The organism is Candidatus Krumholzibacteriia bacterium, assembly GCA_029865265.1.
GTDB lineage: Bacteria > Krumholzibacteriota > Krumholzibacteriia > WVZY01 > JAKEHA01 > JAKEHA01.
In genome coordinates this window covers 20,472-38,591 of the sequence record JAOUHG010000020.1, presented here as the reverse complement: position 1 = coordinate 38,591, position 18,120 = coordinate 20,472, and the positions used below count along the sequence as shown (strand labels likewise).

18 protein-coding genes are annotated in these 18,120 nt (G+C 66.4%); 5 read left to right on the top strand and 13 right to left on the bottom strand.

Annotated features, from left to right (window positions below):
• Positions 1–31 precede the first annotated feature (31 nt).
• The 11 genes from trpA to OEX18_10060 all read right to left on the bottom strand — a co-directional run bounded on the left by trpA (position 32) and on the right by OEX18_10060 (position 11,744).
• A complete protein-coding gene (trpA, locus tag OEX18_10110) occupies positions 32–829 on the bottom strand; it encodes a tryptophan synthase subunit alpha (protein MDH4337612.1) in 798 nt (265 codons plus the stop codon).
• Positions 826–1,995, bottom strand: a complete 1,170-nt coding sequence (gene trpB / locus OEX18_10105) for a tryptophan synthase subunit beta (GenBank protein MDH4337611.1) — start codon at positions 1,993–1,995, stop codon at positions 826–828. Before trpB ends, trpA begins: the two co-directional genes overlap by 4 nt.
• Positions 1,992–2,609: a phosphoribosylanthranilate isomerase gene (locus tag OEX18_10100; GenBank protein ID MDH4337610.1), complete on the bottom strand. Its 618-nt coding sequence runs from the start codon at positions 2,607–2,609 to the stop codon at positions 1,992–1,994. Before OEX18_10100 ends, trpB begins: the two co-directional genes overlap by 4 nt.
• A complete protein-coding gene (locus tag OEX18_10095; GenBank protein MDH4337609.1) occupies positions 2,606–3,403 on the bottom strand; it encodes an indole-3-glycerol phosphate synthase TrpC in 798 nt (265 codons plus the stop codon). Before OEX18_10095 ends, OEX18_10100 begins: the two co-directional genes overlap by 4 nt.
• Complete coding sequence (trpD, locus tag OEX18_10090) at positions 3,400–4,437, bottom strand: anthranilate phosphoribosyltransferase (protein ID MDH4337608.1); 1,038 nt, start codon at positions 4,435–4,437, stop codon at positions 3,400–3,402. The genes OEX18_10095 and trpD overlap by 4 nt, the downstream gene beginning before the upstream one ends.
• Positions 4,434–5,027 (bottom strand): aminodeoxychorismate/anthranilate synthase component II, encoded by a 594-nt coding sequence (locus OEX18_10085; GenBank protein MDH4337607.1) that lies wholly within the window; start codon positions 5,025–5,027, stop codon positions 4,434–4,436. The genes trpD and OEX18_10085 overlap by 4 nt, the downstream gene beginning before the upstream one ends.
• Before the next feature lie 9 nt (positions 5,028–5,036).
• On the bottom strand, positions 5,037–6,521 hold the full coding sequence (gene trpE / locus OEX18_10080; protein ID MDH4337606.1) for an anthranilate synthase component I: 1,485 nt from the start codon (positions 6,519–6,521) through the stop codon (positions 5,037–5,039).
• A 300-nt stretch (positions 6,522–6,821) separates the two neighbouring features.
• Positions 6,822–7,571, bottom strand: a complete 750-nt coding sequence (locus OEX18_10075) for a hypothetical protein (GenBank protein ID MDH4337605.1) — start codon at positions 7,569–7,571, stop codon at positions 6,822–6,824.
• Between the two features lie 527 nt (positions 7,572–8,098).
• Positions 8,099–8,980, bottom strand: coding sequence for a sulfotransferase (locus OEX18_10070; GenBank protein MDH4337604.1), 882 nt, complete (start codon positions 8,978–8,980; stop codon positions 8,099–8,101).
• Positions 8,981–9,000: 20 nt separating this feature from the next.
• Complete coding sequence (locus OEX18_10065; protein ID MDH4337603.1) at positions 9,001–9,504, bottom strand: ferritin; 504 nt, start codon at positions 9,502–9,504, stop codon at positions 9,001–9,003.
• Between the two features lie 56 nt (positions 9,505–9,560).
• Positions 9,561–11,744, bottom strand: coding sequence for an NAD(P)-binding domain-containing protein (locus OEX18_10060; protein ID MDH4337602.1), 2,184 nt, complete (start codon positions 11,742–11,744; stop codon positions 9,561–9,563).
• Between the two features lie 93 nt (positions 11,745–11,837).
• Between OEX18_10060 and OEX18_10055 the strand changes: the two genes are divergently transcribed.
• The 5 genes from OEX18_10055 (at position 11,838) to OEX18_10035 (ending at position 17,064) form a co-directional block, all read left to right on the top strand.
• On the top strand, positions 11,838–12,569 hold the full coding sequence (locus tag OEX18_10055; GenBank protein MDH4337601.1) for a PIG-L family deacetylase: 732 nt from the start codon (positions 11,838–11,840) through the stop codon (positions 12,567–12,569).
• The gene (locus OEX18_10050) at positions 12,559–13,080 is read left to right on the top strand and encodes a hypothetical protein (protein ID MDH4337600.1); all 522 of its coding nucleotides are present in this window, start codon (positions 12,559–12,561) and stop codon (positions 13,078–13,080) included. The genes OEX18_10055 and OEX18_10050 overlap by 11 nt, the downstream gene beginning before the upstream one ends.
• A 173-nt stretch (positions 13,081–13,253) precedes the next feature.
• Positions 13,254–14,492 carry a M20 family metallo-hydrolase gene (locus OEX18_10045; GenBank protein ID MDH4337599.1) on the top strand — a complete coding sequence of 413 codons (1,239 nt, stop codon included), beginning with the start codon at positions 13,254–13,256 and terminating at the stop codon, positions 14,490–14,492.
• 99 nt (positions 14,493–14,591) lie between these two features.
• Positions 14,592–15,464 carry a PTS sugar transporter subunit IIA gene (locus OEX18_10040; protein ID MDH4337598.1) on the top strand — a complete coding sequence of 291 codons (873 nt, stop codon included), beginning with the start codon at positions 14,592–14,594 and terminating at the stop codon, positions 15,462–15,464.
• 130 nt (positions 15,465–15,594) lie between these two features.
• The gene (locus OEX18_10035; protein MDH4337597.1) at positions 15,595–17,064 is read left to right on the top strand and encodes an oligosaccharide flippase family protein; all 1,470 of its coding nucleotides are present in this window, start codon (positions 15,595–15,597) and stop codon (positions 17,062–17,064) included.
• A 9-nt stretch (positions 17,065–17,073) separates the two neighbouring features.
• Here OEX18_10035 and OEX18_10030 read toward each other — a convergent pair whose 3' ends face one another.
• Both OEX18_10030 and OEX18_10025 read right to left on the bottom strand, forming a co-directional pair.
• Positions 17,074–17,550, bottom strand: a complete 477-nt coding sequence (locus OEX18_10030; GenBank protein MDH4337596.1) for a DoxX family membrane protein — start codon at positions 17,548–17,550, stop codon at positions 17,074–17,076.
• Positions 17,547–18,059, bottom strand: a complete 513-nt coding sequence (locus OEX18_10025) for a rhodanese-like domain-containing protein (protein MDH4337595.1) — start codon at positions 18,057–18,059, stop codon at positions 17,547–17,549. Before OEX18_10025 ends, OEX18_10030 begins: the two co-directional genes overlap by 4 nt.
• Between the last annotated feature and the right edge of the window lie 61 nt (positions 18,060–18,120).

Genomic DNA, 18,120 nt, shown 5'->3' with positions numbered 1-18,120 from the left:
TCGCGGGTCCCCGCAGACCGGCATATTACCATTATCGGCCTTCCCGGTCGAGCACGCCGCGTACCGTGGCCAGAAAGTCGCCCACGCGGCCGGGAGCCCCGTCCGCGGTGCCGTCGGCGGCCAGTTCCAGCAGCCGGCTGCCGATGATGACGCCGTCGGCGTGGCGGGCGGCGCCGCGCGCCTGCTCCGGCGTCTTGATGCCGAACCCCACGTACACCGGGGCGGCGGATGCGGCGCGGACGCGTCCTGCGAGCGCTGCGAGATCGGCCGCGGCCGCATCGCGGGCTCCGGTTACACCGGTCAACGAGACCAGGTACACGAAACCCTCCGCAACGGACGCAATGTCGCGGACACGTTCGTCGCTGGAGGTCGGGGCGATCAGGTTGATGCAGGCAAGACCGGCGGCGCGCAGCGGGGCACGAAAGGCCGGAGATTCTTCGAAGGAAACGTCGGGCAGAATCACGCCCGAGACGCCCGCGCGGGCGGCGGCGTCGGCGAATGCCTCCACGCCCATGGCCAGCACGGGATTCACGTAGGTCATCACCACGAGGGGGACGTCGGCGCCCAGCTCGGCGCACAGCGAGAGCGCGCGGCGCAGTGTCATGCCGCGCGCGAGGGCCGCGGCGGACGAGGCCTGGATGACCGGGCCGTCGGCGATGGGATCGGAAAACGGAATACCGACTTCGATGACGTCGGCGCCCGCCGCGACCGCGGCGCGAACCGTGGCCGCGAAGGTTGCCTCGTCGGGATAGCCGGCGGTCAGAAACGCCACCAGCGCCTTGCGCCCGTCCGTGCGCAGTGCGCCGGTGGTTTGCGAGAGCGCTTTCACGGTCGCGCCCGCTGTGCGGCGATGGCGTCGACGTCCTTGTCGCCACGGCCGGAAAGATTGACGACGACGAGGCCTCCAACGCGATTCGCCCGGGCGAAATGACGGCGCACGAACGCCACTGCGTGGGCTGATTCGAGCGCCGGGAGGATTCCTTCGCACCGCGCGAGAGTTTCGAACGCGTCGAGCGCCTCGCCGTCGGATGCACGCTCGTAGACGACGCGACCCGCGTCCTTGAGCGCGCTGTGTTCGGGGCCGACCCCGGGATAATCGAGGCCGGCGGATATGGAATGCGCGGGACGGACCTGGCCGTCTTCGTCCTGCAGAAGATAGCTGAACGCGCCGTGCAACACGCCGGGGCGTCCCTCGGCGAGCGTCGCCGAATGGCCCTCGTGCGAGCCGCCGCCCTCGACGCCGAAGAGGCGCACGTCGTCGTCGAGAAAGGCGTGAAAAATACCCATGGCGTTGGAGCCGCCGCCCACGCACGCCACGATGTCGGTGGGGAGGCGGCCTTCCATCTCGAGAATCTGCGCGCGGGTCTCGCGGCCGATCACACTCTGCAGGTCGCGCACGATGGCCGGGTAGGGGTGTGGTCCCACCACGGACCCGATGATGTAGTGCGTGTCGTGCACGTTCGTCACCCAGTCGCGGATGGTTTCGCTGGTGGCGTCCTTGAGCGTGCGCGAGCCGGTGGTCACCGGCACCACGGTTGCGCCCAGCATCTCCATGCGCACCACGTTGGGGTGCTGGCGCGCCATGTCGACCTCGCCCATGTACACCGTACAGCGCATGCCGAAGCGCGCCGCCACCGTGGCCGTCGCCACGCCGTGCTGCCCGGCGCCGGTTTCCGCCACCAGGCGTGTCTTGCCCATGCGGCGCGCGAGCAGCGCCTGTCCCACGCAGTTGTTGATCTTGTGTGCGCCGGTGTGGTTGAGGTCTTCGCGTTTCAGGTACACGCGCACGCCCTCGGCGAGCGTCTCGGCAAAGCGGTCCGCACGGTAGAGCGGTGTGGGGCGGCCGACGTAGTGCGCGAGGAGATGGTCGAGTTCGGCTACGAAGGCGGCGTCGGCGCGCGCGTCGCGGTACGCCGCCTCCAGCTCGAGCAGGCACGGCATCACCGTTTCCGGCACGAACTGTCCGCCGTAGGCGCCAAAGCGGGTGCCGGTCATGCGCGCACCTCGCTCATGAATCGCTCCAGCGCGGCGGCATCCTTGATGCCGGGCGCGCTCTCCACGCCGCGGCACACGTCCACGGCGAAGGGATGGGCGGTTGCAACCGCCGCGCGTACGCTCTCCGGGGTGAGACCGCCGGCCAGGAACACGCGGAAGCCCATGCGCCGCACGGCATCCACGTCGTGCAGCCGCGCCTGCGGTGGCACGGAGTCGTCCTTGCTGGTGTCGAACAGGAAGTACGACGTGGTGGTGTACGCGGCAAGCTGCGCAACTTCGGGCACCCGGCTGGAATTGAATACCTTGATGATGGGCCGCCCGGTGGTTGCCAGTGCCTCATCGCAGAAGGCGGGTGTTTCTTGGCCGTGAAACTGCAAGAGGTCGAGGTCGGCGGCGCGAACCGCTTCCGCCACCTCGTCCAGGCTGGGGTCCCTGAACACACCCACCAGCAGCGCGGACGGAACCGCGGCGCGAATGAGCGCCGCGCGCGCCGTGTCGATGCGCCGCGGGCTGTCGGCAAAGATGACGCCCGCGAAGTCCGCGCCCAGGGACACCGCGAGCGCGGCGTCCTCGGGACGGGTCAGGCCGCAGATCTTCACGCGCGGCCTGCTCATCGCAGCGCCTCGGGCTCGGGTGAGGTGCTGCCGGTGAATGCGCGCAGCGCAGCACCGGCGTCGGGTGCGTCGAGCAGGCTCCCACCCACCAGGAAGGCCCGCGCACCGGATGCGGTGAGTACGTCGATATCCGCGCGCGAACGAATGCCGCTCTCCGCCACCAGCACGATGTCGTCGGGGACGAGGGGCGCGAGGCGCCGTGTGGTGTCGAGGGAAACGGCCATGGTGTCGAGGTTGCGGTTGTTCACGCCTATGATACGCGCGCCGGTGGCGATGGCCGCGAGCACCTCGGTCTCGTCGTGGGCCTCCACCAGCACGTCCAGGCCGAGGTCGCGTGCGAGGTCGTACAGCGAGCGCAACTCGGGCAGGTCGAGCAGGCGCACGATGAGCAGGACGGCGTCGGCTCCGGCCGCGCGCGCCTCAAGGAGCTGGTAGCCGTCCACGATGAAGTCCTTGGCGATCACGGGCAGTGGCACCGCATCGCGCACACGGGCGATGTCGTCTAGCGACGTGCCGAAGCGCGACGGGTCGGTGACGATGCTGATGGCGGACGCGCCGTTGGTGTGGTACACGCCGGCCAGCGCGAGCAGGTCGCCGGAGTGAACGAACGACGCGATGGTGGGCGTGCGCGCCTTGAGCTCGGCGATGATGGCCCCCGAACGCGCGACCGCGCCATGGAAGTCGCGCAGGTCGCGTTTGGTGAGCCGCGCGGCGAGTACTTCGAACGGCAGCAACGCGCGGCGCTCCGCGACGCCGGCGCGCTTCTCGGCGACGACACGGTCCAGGAAGCTCATGCCCGGGCCTCCCGCGCCGCCGTGGCCATGCCGGCGGTGACCGCGCGCAGCAGCTCGACGACCGCGCGTGCCCGCCCGCTGTCGATGGACTCGGCGGCCGCCTGAACGCCTTCTTCGATGGTCTGCGCGCGACCACCGGCGCAGATGACGAAGGCGGCGTTCAGGACGACCGCGTCACGGCGCGCCCCCATTGCGCCGTCCAGAATGGCGAGTATGATGCCGGCGTTTTCTTCCGGCGTGCCGCCGGTGAGCGCGCGCGTGCTCGCGCGCGGGATCCCCACCGACTCGGGGGTGAAGGTCCACGTCTCCACGTGTCCGTCGTGGAGGGAGGTGACGCGGGTTTCACCCGCGATGGTCACCTCGTCGCTGCCATCGGAACCGTGCACGACGTACACGTGCTCCGAACCGAGCGACGCGAGCACGCGCGCCACCGTCTCGGTGTGCACCGGGTCGAACACCCCCACCAGCTGCCGCTTCACGAAGGCGGGGTTGGCCATCGGGCCGAGCAGGTTGAACACGGTGCGCACGCCCAGTTCGCGGCGCGCGGTGGCGGCGTGGCGCAGCGCCGGGTGGTGTGCGGGTGCAAACATGAAGCCGATGCCGGTGCGGTCGATCAGCTCGGCCACGCGCCCGGCCGGCACTTCGTGGATGCCGAGCGCCTCCAGGACATCCGTGCTGCCACAGCGGGAGGAAAGGGCGCGGTTGCCGTGCTTGGCGATGTGCACGCCCGCACCCGCGGCCACGAACGCCGCGGCGGTGGAGATGTTGAAGGTGTGGGTGCCGTCGCCGCCGGTACCGCACGTGTCCACCAGTGTGTTGCGCGCGGGTGTCACGCGCAGCGCGCGCCCGCGCAGCGCGGTTACGAAGCCGGCAATCTCGTCCACCGTCTCCCCCTTGGCGCGCAGCGCAATCGCAACGCCGGCGATTTGCGCGTCCGTCAGCTCTCCGGAGACGATGGCGCCCATGAGGCGCGCGGCCGCCTCCCGCGTGAGATCCTGGCGGCGCAACAGGGTCTCGATGGTGTCGCGAATCATGCCGATCCCACCGGGCGCCGCGAGCGCGCCCCCTCCACGAAGTTCGAGAACAGCTTGACGCCCTCGGGGGTCAGAATGGATTCGGGGTGGAACTGCACGCCCTCGACGGGCCTCCCCTTCAGACGCACACCCATGACCTCACCCTCCGACGTGTAAGCGGAAATCTCGAGGAGGTCTGGAAGACTCCGCTCTTCGGCGATAAGGGAGTGGTAACGGGTGGCGCTGAAGGGATTGGAGAGCCCGTCATAAATGGTGCGGCCGTCGTGGTAGACGCGGGATACCTTGCCGTGCATGAGGTGCTGCGCGCGCACCACGCTGCCGCCGAACACTTCGACGATGCACTGGTGGCCGAGGCACACGCCCAGCACCGGGATTTTTTCTGCGAAGTATGCAATGAGCGCCTTGCTCGCGCCCGCGTTCTCCGGGCGGCCCGGGCCTGGCGACACGATGAGCGTGGCAGGGGAGAGTTCCGCGGCGCGCGCCACGTCGATGGCGTCGTTGCGCACCACCTGCACGTCTTCGCCCAGCGCGCCCAGCGCCTGCGCGATGTTGAAGGTGAACGAGTCGTAGTTGTCGATGAGCAGGTGCATGGAAGTTCCTTACAGGCCGTTCTCGGCCACCGCCACCGCGTTGACCAGCGCCTGTGCCTTGCTGAGCGTCTCTTCATATTCGCGCGCGGGGTCGGAGTCGGCCACGATGCCCGCGCCCGCCTGCACGTGATAGCGGTTTCCCGTCATGACGATGGTGCGGATGGTGATGCACATGTCCATGTCGCCCTGGTGGCCGAAGTAGCCCAGCGCGCCCGCGTAGGGCCCGCGGCGGTCGCTCTCCAGCGTGGCGATGATTTCCATGGCGCGTATCTTGGGTGCACCCGACACGGTGCCCGCCGGGAAGCACGCGCGCAACAGGTCGAAGCCGTCCAGTCCCTCGCGCAGCTTGCCGGTCACGGTGGAGACGATGTGCATGACGTGCGAATACTTCTCCACGTGCATGAGCGACTCCGTGCGCACCGAACCGGTATCGCACACGCGCCCGAGGTCGTTGCGCCCCAGGTCCACCAGCATCACGTGCTCGGCGCGTTCCTTCTCGTCGTGCAGCAGTTCTGCTTCCAGCGCCAGGTCCTCGGCGGCGGTGTGTCCGCGCGGGCGCGTGCCGGCAATGGGAGAAAGCGTGGCGCGGCGCTTTTCCAGTTTCACCAGCACCTCGGGCGACGAGCCCACCAGCTGGAAGTCGCCGGCGTCGAAATAGAACATGTACGGCGATGGGTTGGTGATGCGCAGCGCGCGATAAATCTGAAACGGCTCGGTGCTGGTGGGCGCCGAGAGGCGCTGCGAAACCACAATCTGAAAGGCGTCGCCGGCCAGGATGTGTTCCTTGCTGGCGCGCACGTGCGCCTCGAACTGTTCGCGCGTCATGTTGGATTCCGGCGTGGCGTGCGCGGTGTCGCGGTGGTGGCCGTTGCGGTGCGGCAGCGGCCCGCCCAGTGCGGCCAGAATGGCTTCGATGGCGCCGCGCGCCGCGTCGTAGGCGCCGTCTCCGAGTCCCTCGGGCGGCAGCGCTACGATTTCCATTTCGCTGCGCACGTGGTCGAAGATTACCAGGGTGCGCGGAATCATGAAGTAGTAGTCGGGGAGTCCCAGGCCCGGTTGCGCGGCGGTGGGGAGCTTCTCCATGTGGCGCGCCACCTCGTAGGAGAGGTAGCCGACCGCGCCCGCGAAGGGGCCGGGAATGCCAGAGTCGTCCAGAACCGGCACGCGCGCGATCTCGTCGCGCACGAAGGAAAGTGGATCGCGCCCGCCGAGGGGGAATCGATCGAGGGCGCCGTCGCGGTCGATGGTCACGGTGTCGCCGTCGAGGCGCAGGGTCGCGGAGGGGGAGACGCCGATAAAGGAGTACCGGCCGACCTGGATCCCGCGTTCGACGCTCTCGAGGAGGAACCGGGCGCGCTCGCCGCCGGGCATCCTCGTGAGCTTCAGGAACGCGGAAACGGGAGTTTCCAGATCGGCCGGCACGCGTTGCCGCAACGGGACGATGCGGCCCCGACGAGCCGCAGCGTCGAATTCATCCCGGGTTGGCTTGAGCATCGCGTTTCACCTTTCCAGCAACGAACCCCAGAAAACAAAAAAACCCGCCATCCAACTGGATAGCGGGTCCGCTTGAATTCCGGGTCTATTTCCGTGAAGGACCTGTGGTCCTGGCGAGAATAAACGTCCGCCCGCTACCCTATGGCGCGGTCGTACCACCACATGCGGTACGAACAGAGGACGTTATTCAGCGCGTTATGGACCATGTGCCTTCCGGTTTCTTTCGACGCAGAAATAGTACGCCACGCGACGGGGTGCTGTCAAGGGGGCTGTTTCGGAGGGGGCCAATGCCCCCTCAACCTATTTCAGGAGCGTCCCTTTTTGAGCCAGGCTTGCCCCGCGTTCGACGGTCAGCCGGAACATGTAAACGCCGCTGGCAGCGGGAACGCCATGATCTGATTCTCCATCCCAGCGCGCGCTATGAGCCCCGCCCGGCAGAATCTGGTTTACCAACGTGCGCACGACGATCCCGCGCGCATCGACGACGTCCAGTCTCACATGACCCGGGGCTTCGGTGGCAAAGGCGATGTTCGTGGCCGGATTGAACGGGTTGGGACTCAGCCGGAGTTCACGGGATGCGACGGGGGTACCCACTCCCGTCGACGAGTTTGGATCGTAGATGCCGAAGCATTTCGACGACTTTCCGCCGGCGTGAAGAAAATTGCCGCCCACGTACAGCTTGCCGTCATGGGCTTCCAGCGCCACCACCTGGTTGTCGACGCCGCTCCCCAGGGACGACCACGTCATGCCATCCCAGAATGCGAGATAGGGAATCGCCTGTCCGCCGGCGGTGTCCCAGTAACCGCCAAAAACCTGCATGCCGTCGAACTGTTCCACCGCAAACGCAACTGCGTCGTCACAGGGATACTCGGAGGAATGCCACATTCCCGCGCCCAGCGGTGTCCACCCGCCTGCGTACATGCCCACTTGATTGAGGTAGTTGGACGTTCCGTTCTCGCTGAAGAAGCTGCCCGCGGCGTAGACATCGCTCCCGCTCAGCAGCAGCCCGTTTACAGTCGATGCGCACGCGGCACCAACGCCGCCTCCCAATGGTGACCAGGAACTGCCATTCCAGTGGGCAACGCAGGCGGCGGCAACAGCGTTAACCGAGGAAAACGCGCCGCCGACGTATAGGTTGGAGCCCGACACCGCGAGCGCGATGGCGCGGCCACCCGCAAGGGAAGCGACCTCCGTCCAGCTGCTTCCATCCCAACACGCCAACCAGTTGGAGCCTCCTGGGTTCCGTCCCAGCGTGCAATCCGATTCACCAGCAGAGTGCCGGCGTAGCGGAACGTTCCACCGACGTAGACGTTGGCTCCGTCGGCGGTAATGGCCTGCACGGAGCCGTCGAGTCCGAGGGCGTCAAAGCGGTCATCCCAGAACGAGTCGTCGGCGTGGGCGGCGGATACGGAGGTCAATAAGACCGCGGCAAGATATCGAACGGCGGAGCAAACCGGAAGAACCCCGAAGATGGTTGAAGCGCACCATATGCTTCCCCTTTTGCGGCACCCAACTGCGTGGCGGTGATTGAGCAGTTATTCTACCACCGGCCGGGGACGCCGGCAAACACCCTTCAATCAGGCCGGATAGCCCAATTCGCGCAGGAACCCGCCGATGGCCTCGCTGACGTGCGCCTGCTGCTGTTGGTTGAGGTTGCTCCGCCACTTGCTGTCGGAGCCCGGAAGCGATGCGGGCAGGCTGCGCAGGTAGGCGGGCACGGGCGCGAGCCTGGCGTGCGCCATGATTTGTTCGACCACCGCGCGCGGGTTGCGGGTGAGTTGCTCGTAGCGAACCTCGAGGTAGCAGTTGCCCGCCCGCGCCCCGAATTCGCGCACCGTCTCCACCGTGCGCTGCCAGTACACCGCGGCCAGTTCCGCGGCATCCCGGAACTCGGGCGTCCACTGCGACGCCTTCCTGCCCAGCCACCACACGTGTGTGTCCGGCCACCACGGTTCGCGTAACATGGAGCTTGCCACCGCGCGACCATCGCGGATGAGGTGGACGTAGACGGCGTCGGGAAACATGCGCTGCAAGATGTCGAGGCGGCGGTTGTTGGCGGTCTGCTTGGAGAGAAAGCGCTTCTTCCCGGAGGCGCGCAGGTGCGCTTCGATTACCGCGCACAACCGCGCTTCCATTTCCGTTGTCAGTTTTGTCTCCAGCCCGTCCGCCTGCGTTCCGAAGCCGCAATATTCGTGGTAGATGCGATCGCCCTCCGCCGGCCAGGGAAAGATATGCATGGTGACGCGGTTGGGCCGGTTGGCGATGATTGCGCGCCGCTGCAACGCGCCGAGCAACGGCGCACCCAGCAGACGCAACGAAGCCGCCCCCGCGTTCGAGGACGGCTTCGCGTCGGACCGGTATGTGAACCAGCACAGCTCCGGGTGGGCGGCGACCAGGTTGTACAGGATCGTCGTTCCGGAGCGGATGTTTCCGAGAATGAAAATCGGACGATCGATCATGGGCTCGATCGTGTCGAGAATTACTCCCCGGCGTCCGGAGTGCGGCCGCCGAGTTCGCGGTCCAGGATCAGAATCGCACCCGCGGCGTTCTCGGTCAGCTTCACCTGCTCCACCAGGTTCATGGCACTCGACTCTTCTTCGACCTGCTCCTCCACGAACCACTGCAGGATGACGCGCGTGGCGTGGTCGTTCTCCTTGGTGGCGGCGTCCATGAGCGCGTTGATCTGCTTGGTGTTCTTGACCTCGGCGTTGTAGGCGGCCTCGCACGCGGCGAGCGTGGATTTCCAGGTCTGCGTGGGCGCGGCGACCGCGGTCAGCTTGACGTTGCCGTCGCGCATGAGCACGTGGTCGAAGAGTTTGCCGGCGTGGACCAGTTCCTCCTGGTACTGGAGGCGGAACCAGTGCGCGAATCCATTGAGATTGCGGCTAGAGAAATACGCCGACATCTGCAGGTACATGTGCGCGGAAAAGATCTCGAGATTGATCTGCTGATTGATTGCAGTTTCCATCTTCTTGCTGATCATTTACCGGTCTCCTTTCGAACCCTGAAGATACGAAAATTGGCGCAAACGGTCCAATGCTAACCCTCGCGCATCCGCACCGGGCTGGCGGCGAGCCGGTCGGGTATTTCGCGGCCGTCGCGGGCCAGGCGCGTGAAGGTGAGAACGCCGGTGGGGCAGCTCTGCACGCACGCGGAACAGCGCACGCATTCCGGGTCCTGCATGGGCAGCCCCTTGTTGGCGAAGTTCATGACGTCGATGCCCTGGTGGCACACCGACGTGCACACGTTGCAGGAGATGCACTTCTTCTTGTCGGCGGAAATGCGGAAGCGGCTGAAGCGGGCGTAGACGTGCATCAGCGCCGCCAGCGGGCACATGAAGCGGCACCACACCCGCCCGCTGAACCAGAAGTAGAAACCGTAGCCGACAACACCGGCCAGAAACACGTCCACGATCCACTTGTAACGATCCAGCGCCACGTGAAACGACTGGTCCGCCCACGAGCCGGGCGCCATCCAGCCGTAGACGCGCACCGCCAGCAGCACGAACGCCGCCGCCAGCACCGCCTGGCCGAACATGTTGGCGCGGTTCCATCTTGCGCCGTGCACCATCTTCTCGCGCTGCGTGTCGCCCAGCGTTTCCGCCAGCGCGCCGCACGAACACACCCAACCGCAGTACGCGCCTTTGCCCCAGAACCAGATGGCGGCGGGGATGAGCACGAAGGTCTGCACGAAGGAAATCCCGAGCCACCAGCCCAGCGGCTGGGCGGTGAATACGTTGTACACGTTGAGCGGCCAGGCCAGGATGAGCCCGTACGCGCGCCAGTACTCACGACCGTTGCCGTAGTTGGCGGCGGGGAAGAGCGCGTCGAGCAACCCGCCCGGCAGCAGGCCGTTCTTGCCCAGCCACGGCAGCAGAATTTCGGGAAGAATGAACAGCGGCAGCACCTGGATGGCCATGAGCACGCTGGTCTGTACGGTGACGTAGGGCGTGCGCCGCCGCCGGATACGTTTGAAGCCGAAGATCACCACGATCAGCGAGTACGCCAGCGTGTACCAGAACGACGGACCGGACGCCGAAATACGAATGACGCCAATGAGCGAGTTGGGATCGCCCACCGCGTCGGCGATGGTCACCGGCCACCAGTGCCGCTGGTAGAACAGGTTGCCCAGCGCGCCGCCCGACTTCCAGTTGTAGAGCGCCACGCAGAAGGCCACGAAGCCGGCGAAGGCGAGGGTGGTGCGCCACGTCCAGTCGCCGCGTATCTTCACGCCCGCGCGGCGAAAGAAATCCAGCGGCGCCTCGCGGCCCACCATGGTGAAGACGACGTCGTTGTCAATGCGCTGTGTGCCGTCCCGGGTCTGAATCTGCACCGTGTCCTGCTGGATTTCGGTGACACGCGCGGACATGACGACGCGCATGGAGCCGCGCGCGTCTTGCAGGCGCGCGAGGTTGTCGGCCTTGGGACGGCTGAAGGTGTCCTTGCGGTAGCACAGCGTCACCGAGGCGCCGGCCTCGGAGAGGGCGAGCGCGGCTTCCACTGCGCTGTCACCACCGCCCACCACCAGCACGTTGCGGCCCGCAAAGTCCGCAGGGTCGTGCAGCCGGTTGTAGACCTTGTCGAGGTGCTCGCCCGGAACGCCGAGGGTGCGGAAGTCGCCGCTCTGGCCCAGCGCGCACACCACGCGCCGCGCGCGCGCCTTGCCCGCCGCCGCCAGCGATATCTCGAAGGCGTCCCCCTGCCGGCGCACGCGTTCGACATTGGCGATTTCGGGCGCGAGCCCGGCGTTGTCGATCTGCGCGTTCAGTTCGTCGACAAGCGCTTCCTTTATGTTCTCGCTGATCTTCAACTCGCCCGCTGGCGTCATGGCCTTCGGGTAAGTAAAGATGGGTTTGCGGCGCGGAAAATTGACAATGGTTGAGAACGGTTCGCTGGATTCGAACCAGCGCGTGGAGAGCCCGAGTTTCTTTGCCTCCAGCGCGGCCGCCGCACCGGCCACGCCGCCGCCGATGATGGCGACATCGGCCACCTCGCCGCCGCTTCCGCGCGACGCCTTGAAAGCAGGATCCGCCGCGAGGGTCTGGATGACGCGCGCCCCGCTATCCGCCGCGAACTTCAGCAGCGGGATGCCGCGCAGGTCGCCCGCGACGTACAGCCCGGGGATGTTGGTGGATCCGTCCGGGTTGGAGACCGGCATCCGTTCCACGCGGCCTGCCGGCCAGCGGGAATGAAGCCAGTGGGTGTAGCGGTGGAGGATGTTCATGGGGTCCCGGGTGCGCCGTCAGTATCCGATACGCAACGGGCATAGGCAACGGTTGACTCCCGGCGCCCGGCGCGGGTACGTTGACGCCCGATCATGAAACGCCTGCTGTGTGTTTTCGCGCATCCCGACGACGAGTGCTACGGCCCCGGCGGCACCATCGCCGGGCTGGCCCTGGACGGCGCCGAGGTCTTCATCACCACCTTCACCGCCGGGGAGGCGGGCACCATCGGGGTGTCCAAATCGCTGGACCCGGCCGAGCTCGCGCGGCGACGCCGGCTGGAGCTGGCGGGGGCGTGCGATGCACTGGGTGTTTCCGGGCACCGCGTTCTGGGTGCGCCCGACCGTGGTGTCGCCAGCGTGGACGCAGACTGGGCGGTGGAAGAGATTCTGAACGACATCCGCCGGTTGCGCCCGCAGGTGGTGCTGACCTTTCACCACCTGGGCGTTTCCGGCCATCCCGACCACATCGCCGTGGCCGGCTTCCTCGACCAGGCCTTCGCCCGCGCCGGGGACGCCGGGCCCGGTCTCTACTACGAATTCGGGCTCCCGCGCGTCAAGGCGGCGCTCTACCAACGCCCCAACCTGGTGCCCATGGAGAACGAGGAGGTCGCCGCCGTCGTGCCGGTGGCCGCGCCCGCCATGGACCGCAAGGTAGCGGCCATCCGCTGCCACGAAACCCAGCTCGCTTTCTTCGAGAGTCTGCAGGAGAAGTTCGACTACCGCGTGGTATCGACGCCCGAGCACTTCGGGCTGCGCCGCACCCGGCTCCCGCGCCCCGCGGCGCCGGTGGGCAACCTGTTCGAGGGAATCGCCGATGGTCCGTAGCACCTTCGTCCTGGCCGGTGTGGCGGGTCTCTCGCCGGCGCTCGCGGTGGCCGCCACCGCGCCACCCGTCTCCGGGGGCATCGACCTGATGGGTCGCCTGCACCCGGCGCTGGTGCACTTCCCGCTGGCCCTCATCGTGACGGCCTTTGCGGCGGAAATGGTCTTCGTGGCGCGGCGCGATTCGCGTTTTTCGGCCGCCTCGCGCATCATGGTTCACGCGGGGGCGTGGCTGGGAATCGCGGCAGCCCTGTCCGGGTTTGCGCGCGCGGATTCCATCACCATCGCGCCCGACGTTGCCTCCGCCTTCGCCGTGCACCGCATTGCGGGCATTGCCACCCCGGTGCTTGCGTTTCTCGCCGCGGCGCTCGCCGACGGCGTGCGCCGCAGCGGACAGATCTGGGAACTGTTCTTGTTTCGAATCGTCCTCGCGCTGGCCGCGGCCGGCGCGCTGATTGCCGGCTACAACGGCGGGGAAATCGTGTACGGCGCCGGGTTCTTTTCCCTGTGGTAAACGGTTGACTCCCGGCCCCCGCGGCGATATTCTCCGCTTAATTGCCGTCGCGTGCAGCCCGCGCCGGCGGGTAGACTTCCCCGAACCCCGATTCGTGTCCAAGCGAACCGACCGTCCACCCATCAATCATTGCTGAATTGAGTCGAGTCGACCTGGACCCTCTGGAGCGACCTATGGACAAGAACGCCCTCTCCGCCGTCATCAAGAAGATCGACGGCTATCGTCAAGACGTCATCGACCTCGAAACCGAGATGTGCAAGCGCCCCGCGCTCGACCCCACCAGCGGCGGTGTGGGCGAGATCGACAAGGCGAAGTATCTCACCGCGTATCTCGAGAAGCTCGGCATGAGCGTGCGCCAGATCGATGCGCCCGACAAGCGTGTGCCCAGCGGAATCCGTCCCAACCTGCTGGTCGAACTGCCGGGCCGCACGACCGCGCCCCGCGTGATGATCATCGCGCACACCGACGTGGTGCCGCCCGGAGACATGGGCCTGTGGAAGAGCGACCCGTGGACGCTGAAGGTGGATGGGGACAAGATCATTGGCCGCGGGGTAGAAGACAACCAGGCGGGGTTGACCTCCGCGGTGATGACGCTCAAGGCATTCATCGAGGCCGGCGTCATGCCGGAACGCACCATTTCGGTGGCGCTGGTGGCGGACGAGGAGACGGCGAGCTCGTGGGGGCTTTCCTACCTGCTCAAACACCACCGCGACGTGTTCAACAGGGAAGACCTGATCATCGTCCCCGACTCGGGCAACCCGCTGGGCACCGAGATCGAGGTGGCGGAGAAGAGCATCCTGTGGGTGAAGGTGCGGACCGTCGGCAAACAGACGCATGGTTCCACGCCCGAAACCGGCATCAACGCGCACAAGGCGGCCAGCTACTTCACGGTGCGGATGCAGACGCTGTACACGAAGTTCCGCAAGCGCGACCCGCTGTTCGCGCCGCCCATTTCGACCTTCGAGCCCACCAAGCGCGAGGCCAACGTCCCCAACATCAACACCATCCCCGGCGAGGACGTCCTGTACTTCGACTGCCGCATCCTGCCGGTGTACAAGGTGGACGACGTGCTCAAGGAGATGAAGCGGCTGGCGCGGGAGACGGAGAAGAAGTACCGCGTAAAGATGGAGTTCTCCATCGTGCAGAAGGAAGTTGCCGCGCCCCCGACGCCGGCCGATGCGCCCGTCGCGGTCGCCATCGCGCGGGCCATGAAGGAGTTGCGCAAGCGCAAGCCCAAGACCATCGGTATCGGCGGCGGCACCGTGGCCAAGTATTTGCGCGAAGCGGGGTTCCCGTGCGTGGTGTGGTCCACCCTGGAGGAGCAGGCGCACCGTCCCAACGAGTACGCCAAGATCCCCCATATCCTTGACGACGCCAAGGTGTTCGCGCACGTGGCCTTGCAGGATTCGTGAGGCCGGAACCCGGTTCCGTTTGACACACATTATCGTTTAGTTTACATTCGTATCTGTTTGCGGGCGGCCCGCAGACGTCCAGAAAGGGGCATACACATCATGCAGGGAATAGCATTCGGACCCACCATTCGCCTCCTCCGTCAGGCCAAGGGCATCAGTTTGCGCGAGATGGCGCGGCAGCTGGGCGTGTCGCCGGCGTTCCTGAGCCAGATCGAAGCCGGACGCCAGCACAAGATCCCCCGCGCGCGCATCGTGCAGGTGGCGGAGATGCTGGGCGTGTCGGAGGGCTATCTGCTGGGCACGGCCAAGCAGGTACACCCGGACCTCATGACCTTCCTGGCGGAGACGCCGGAAGCGGCGGAGTTCATGGTTACGGCCATGCGCAGCGGGATGGCGGGGCAGGACTTCAATCAGCTTCGTGAAATCGTATCCGACAAGAAGCGGCGTGCCGGTGTGTTGAAGCCGGTGGCTGCAACGGTGAAGAAGAAGACCGGGTTCGTTCACTCCATCGATGAGTACATCGACCCGGCCTTGTGCGTGGCGGCGGTCGCGGTGCAGAACAAGGAACGCCTGTTCCAGCGCTTCGTCAAGGCAGTGGCCAAGAAGAACAAGAACATCGACTCCGAACTGCTGCTGGAGCGGCTGGAAACGCGCGAGCGCCAGGCGCCGACCAGCGTGGGCGGTGGCGTGGGCATTCCGCACGCCTTCCTGCCGGGACTGGACAAACCGATGGTGGGCGCGTTCCTGCTGCAGCGGGCCATTCCCTACGGTCCCACGGACGCGGATCGTGTGAAGACGGTATTCTTCCTGGTGGGCCGCGAGGGCAACACCGAGCACCACCTTCCCATCCTGGCGCGCATCGCACGGTTGTGCTCGACGCCCGAGTTTCTGCAGGTGCTCGCCAAGGCGAAGACCGGTCGCGAGATGCACCGCACCATCGTCACCTGGGACACGCGCATCGGCGTGATCTAGGGGGCAACGGGTGACATAACTCCTTTGGCCACGCCACCTTTCCGATTGCGGCGGGTCTGCGGGGAGTGATATGCTTGGAGTCCGGCCGGCGGCCATCGCCGGCCGGCTCTGCGTTTTCGAGGCTCCTTCGTTGTCACAGAAATCCCTCACCCATCAGGTCGGCATTCTAACCGCCGGTCGAATCATCGCCTACGTGGCGATGTTCTTCGTTCCGCTGGTCAACACGCGCATGCTGAGCGTGGAGGACTACGGGTACTACCGCCAGTTCTGGCTGCTGGTGGAAACGCTCGTACCCATGCTGGTGCTCGCCTTTCCGCGCAGCCTGCTGTACTTCATTCCGCGCGCCGAGTCCCGCCAGGAGGCCTCCGCCCTTGTCAGCCAGACCGTGGTGGCGCTGTCCGCCATGGCCTTCCTGGGCATCCTCGTCTACGTCGTCATGGGGGCCGCACTGGGCGAGGGGATGGGGTCGATGGTGCGGTTGTTCATGTGGCCGCTGTGCCTGTTCACCTTCGTGAAGGTGACCACCGAGTTCATGGAAGTGCTGTTCATCGCCGAGCGAAAGGTGGTGGCCCAGTCGGCCTACCACGCGGTCATCTGGGGCGTACAGGCGCTGGTGGTGATGGCGGTTTCGTTCTACACGCGCGACGTGAGCATCATTATCTGGGGCGTTACATTGCTGGCGCTGCTGCGCTTCGCGTTCGTGATGGGGTATATCCAGACGGTGTTCCGCTTCACCCTGCGGCACATTTCCCTGTCGTCGATGCGCGAGCAGTTCTCGTTTGCGCTGCCGGTGGGCCTGGCCGCCATCACCATCACCCTGCTGATCCAGACGGACAAGTTCATCATCACCCGCTTCCTGGGACGCGAGGCGTTTGCGGTGTACATGGTGGGGGCATTCCAGGTGCCGCTGTTGAACATCATCCAGGCCTCGATCAGCAACGTCACCTTTCCCACCATGGTCAACTACGAGAAGGTGGGCGACCACGCCGGGGTACTGGGGCTGTGGCAGCGGTCGCTGCTGAAGACCCTGGTGCTGATCCTGCCCGTGTTCGTCTTCCTGGAGATCACCGCGCGGCCATTTGTGACCATCCTCTTCACAAACGAGTACGCGGCCGCCACCCCGGTGTTCATGATCTACCTGCTGCTGTTCCTGCGCTCCGGCTTCGAGTCGACGGTGTTGCAGGTGTACAAGCGCACGCGTTTCATCCTGGTGACCTCGGCCATCGGCCTCGCGGTAAACCTGGCGCTCGGCATCCTTCTGTTCCAGAGTATCGGACGCCTGGGGCCGCCCCTGGCCGCGGTGGCGACGATGAGCCTGCTCACCCTGGTGCACCACTGGTATTCGGCGCGGCTCATGCAGACCTCCATCTTTCATGTGCTTCCGCTGGCCGCCATCGCGGCGCGCTTTGCGGCGGCGCTGGCTCCGGGTGTCGTGCTATGGTTCGCGTATCGGTATGTGGCGGTGACGCAGTTTCACGAGCTGCTGCTGGCGTGCGCGGGGTATACGGTGCTGTACGCCGGAGTGTGCGCCGCGACCCGGATCGTCACCATCGACGACGTCCGATCGCTGCTGGGGAGGAGCCCCACGCGCGGGGCGTGAGCAGGCGGGCTAGTAGCGTTCGGGTTCCGGCCGGCGGTTGGCGCCGCCCGGGAACAGGGAGAGGAAGCCGTCGTTGTACAGCATGACCAGCGCGGTGCCGATCAACAGCCCGATGTTGCGCAGGATGAGCAGCCACGACGTGGAGGCGCCGCCCTCGGACCCGAAGCAGCCGCAGTCGATGACCATCCCGCGCACCACCGTGGTGGCGATGGCCACGACGAACACCGCGAGCAGGATGAAGATGGCGCCAGCCGCCTTGCGGGGCAGGACGCCGAGGATCAGCATGAGGCCGGCGATCAGCTCGCTCCACGACATGGCCAGCGCGGCGAAGTTGGACAGTGCGAACGGGATGATCTTGTAGGCGCGCACGGACACCGCGAACCCGTACGGGTGCAGGACCTTGTCCCAGGCGGCGTAAACGAACATGCCGCCGATGAACAGGCGCAGCACGAGGTTCAATTCCCGTCCGGTGAGGATGCGCTTCACTTGGGCACCATCCCTTCCACCGGGTAGCCGGCCGCGGTCCACTGCTCCCAGCCGCCCGTGAACACGCGGACGTTCTGGTAGCCGAGTATCTTGAGCTCGGTGGCGAGCTGGTCGGAGAAATCGCACTCGGGGCCGCGGCAGTACACGACCACGTCGCCGTCCATGGGCACCTCGCTGCTCAGCATGTCGAGGTACTCGGGCAGGCGGTCGTAGGGGATGTTGATGGCGCCGGGGATGTGCCCCTCGGCGTACTCGTAGGGGTCGCGCGCGTCGATGATGTACGCGGCGCCCTCGTCCCAGAGGCGCTTCATCTCGGCCAGCGACACGGACCCCAGGTTCTCGGTGGCGGTCGTGTCCGGCTCGGTCCCGTGTTGCACGGTGGCAACCGGCGCGCCCTTCTGGATGAGCGGAATGCCGCCCGGCCGCATCGCGTTTACGGTGACGCCGACGAGGGTGGCGACGAACATGATGCCGATGCCGCCGAGGATTTCATTGAAGAAGGTTTTCATGACGAAGATCCCGTTCCCCAGCCATGGTAGACCATGGCATGGAGTGAATCTAGCGCTATCT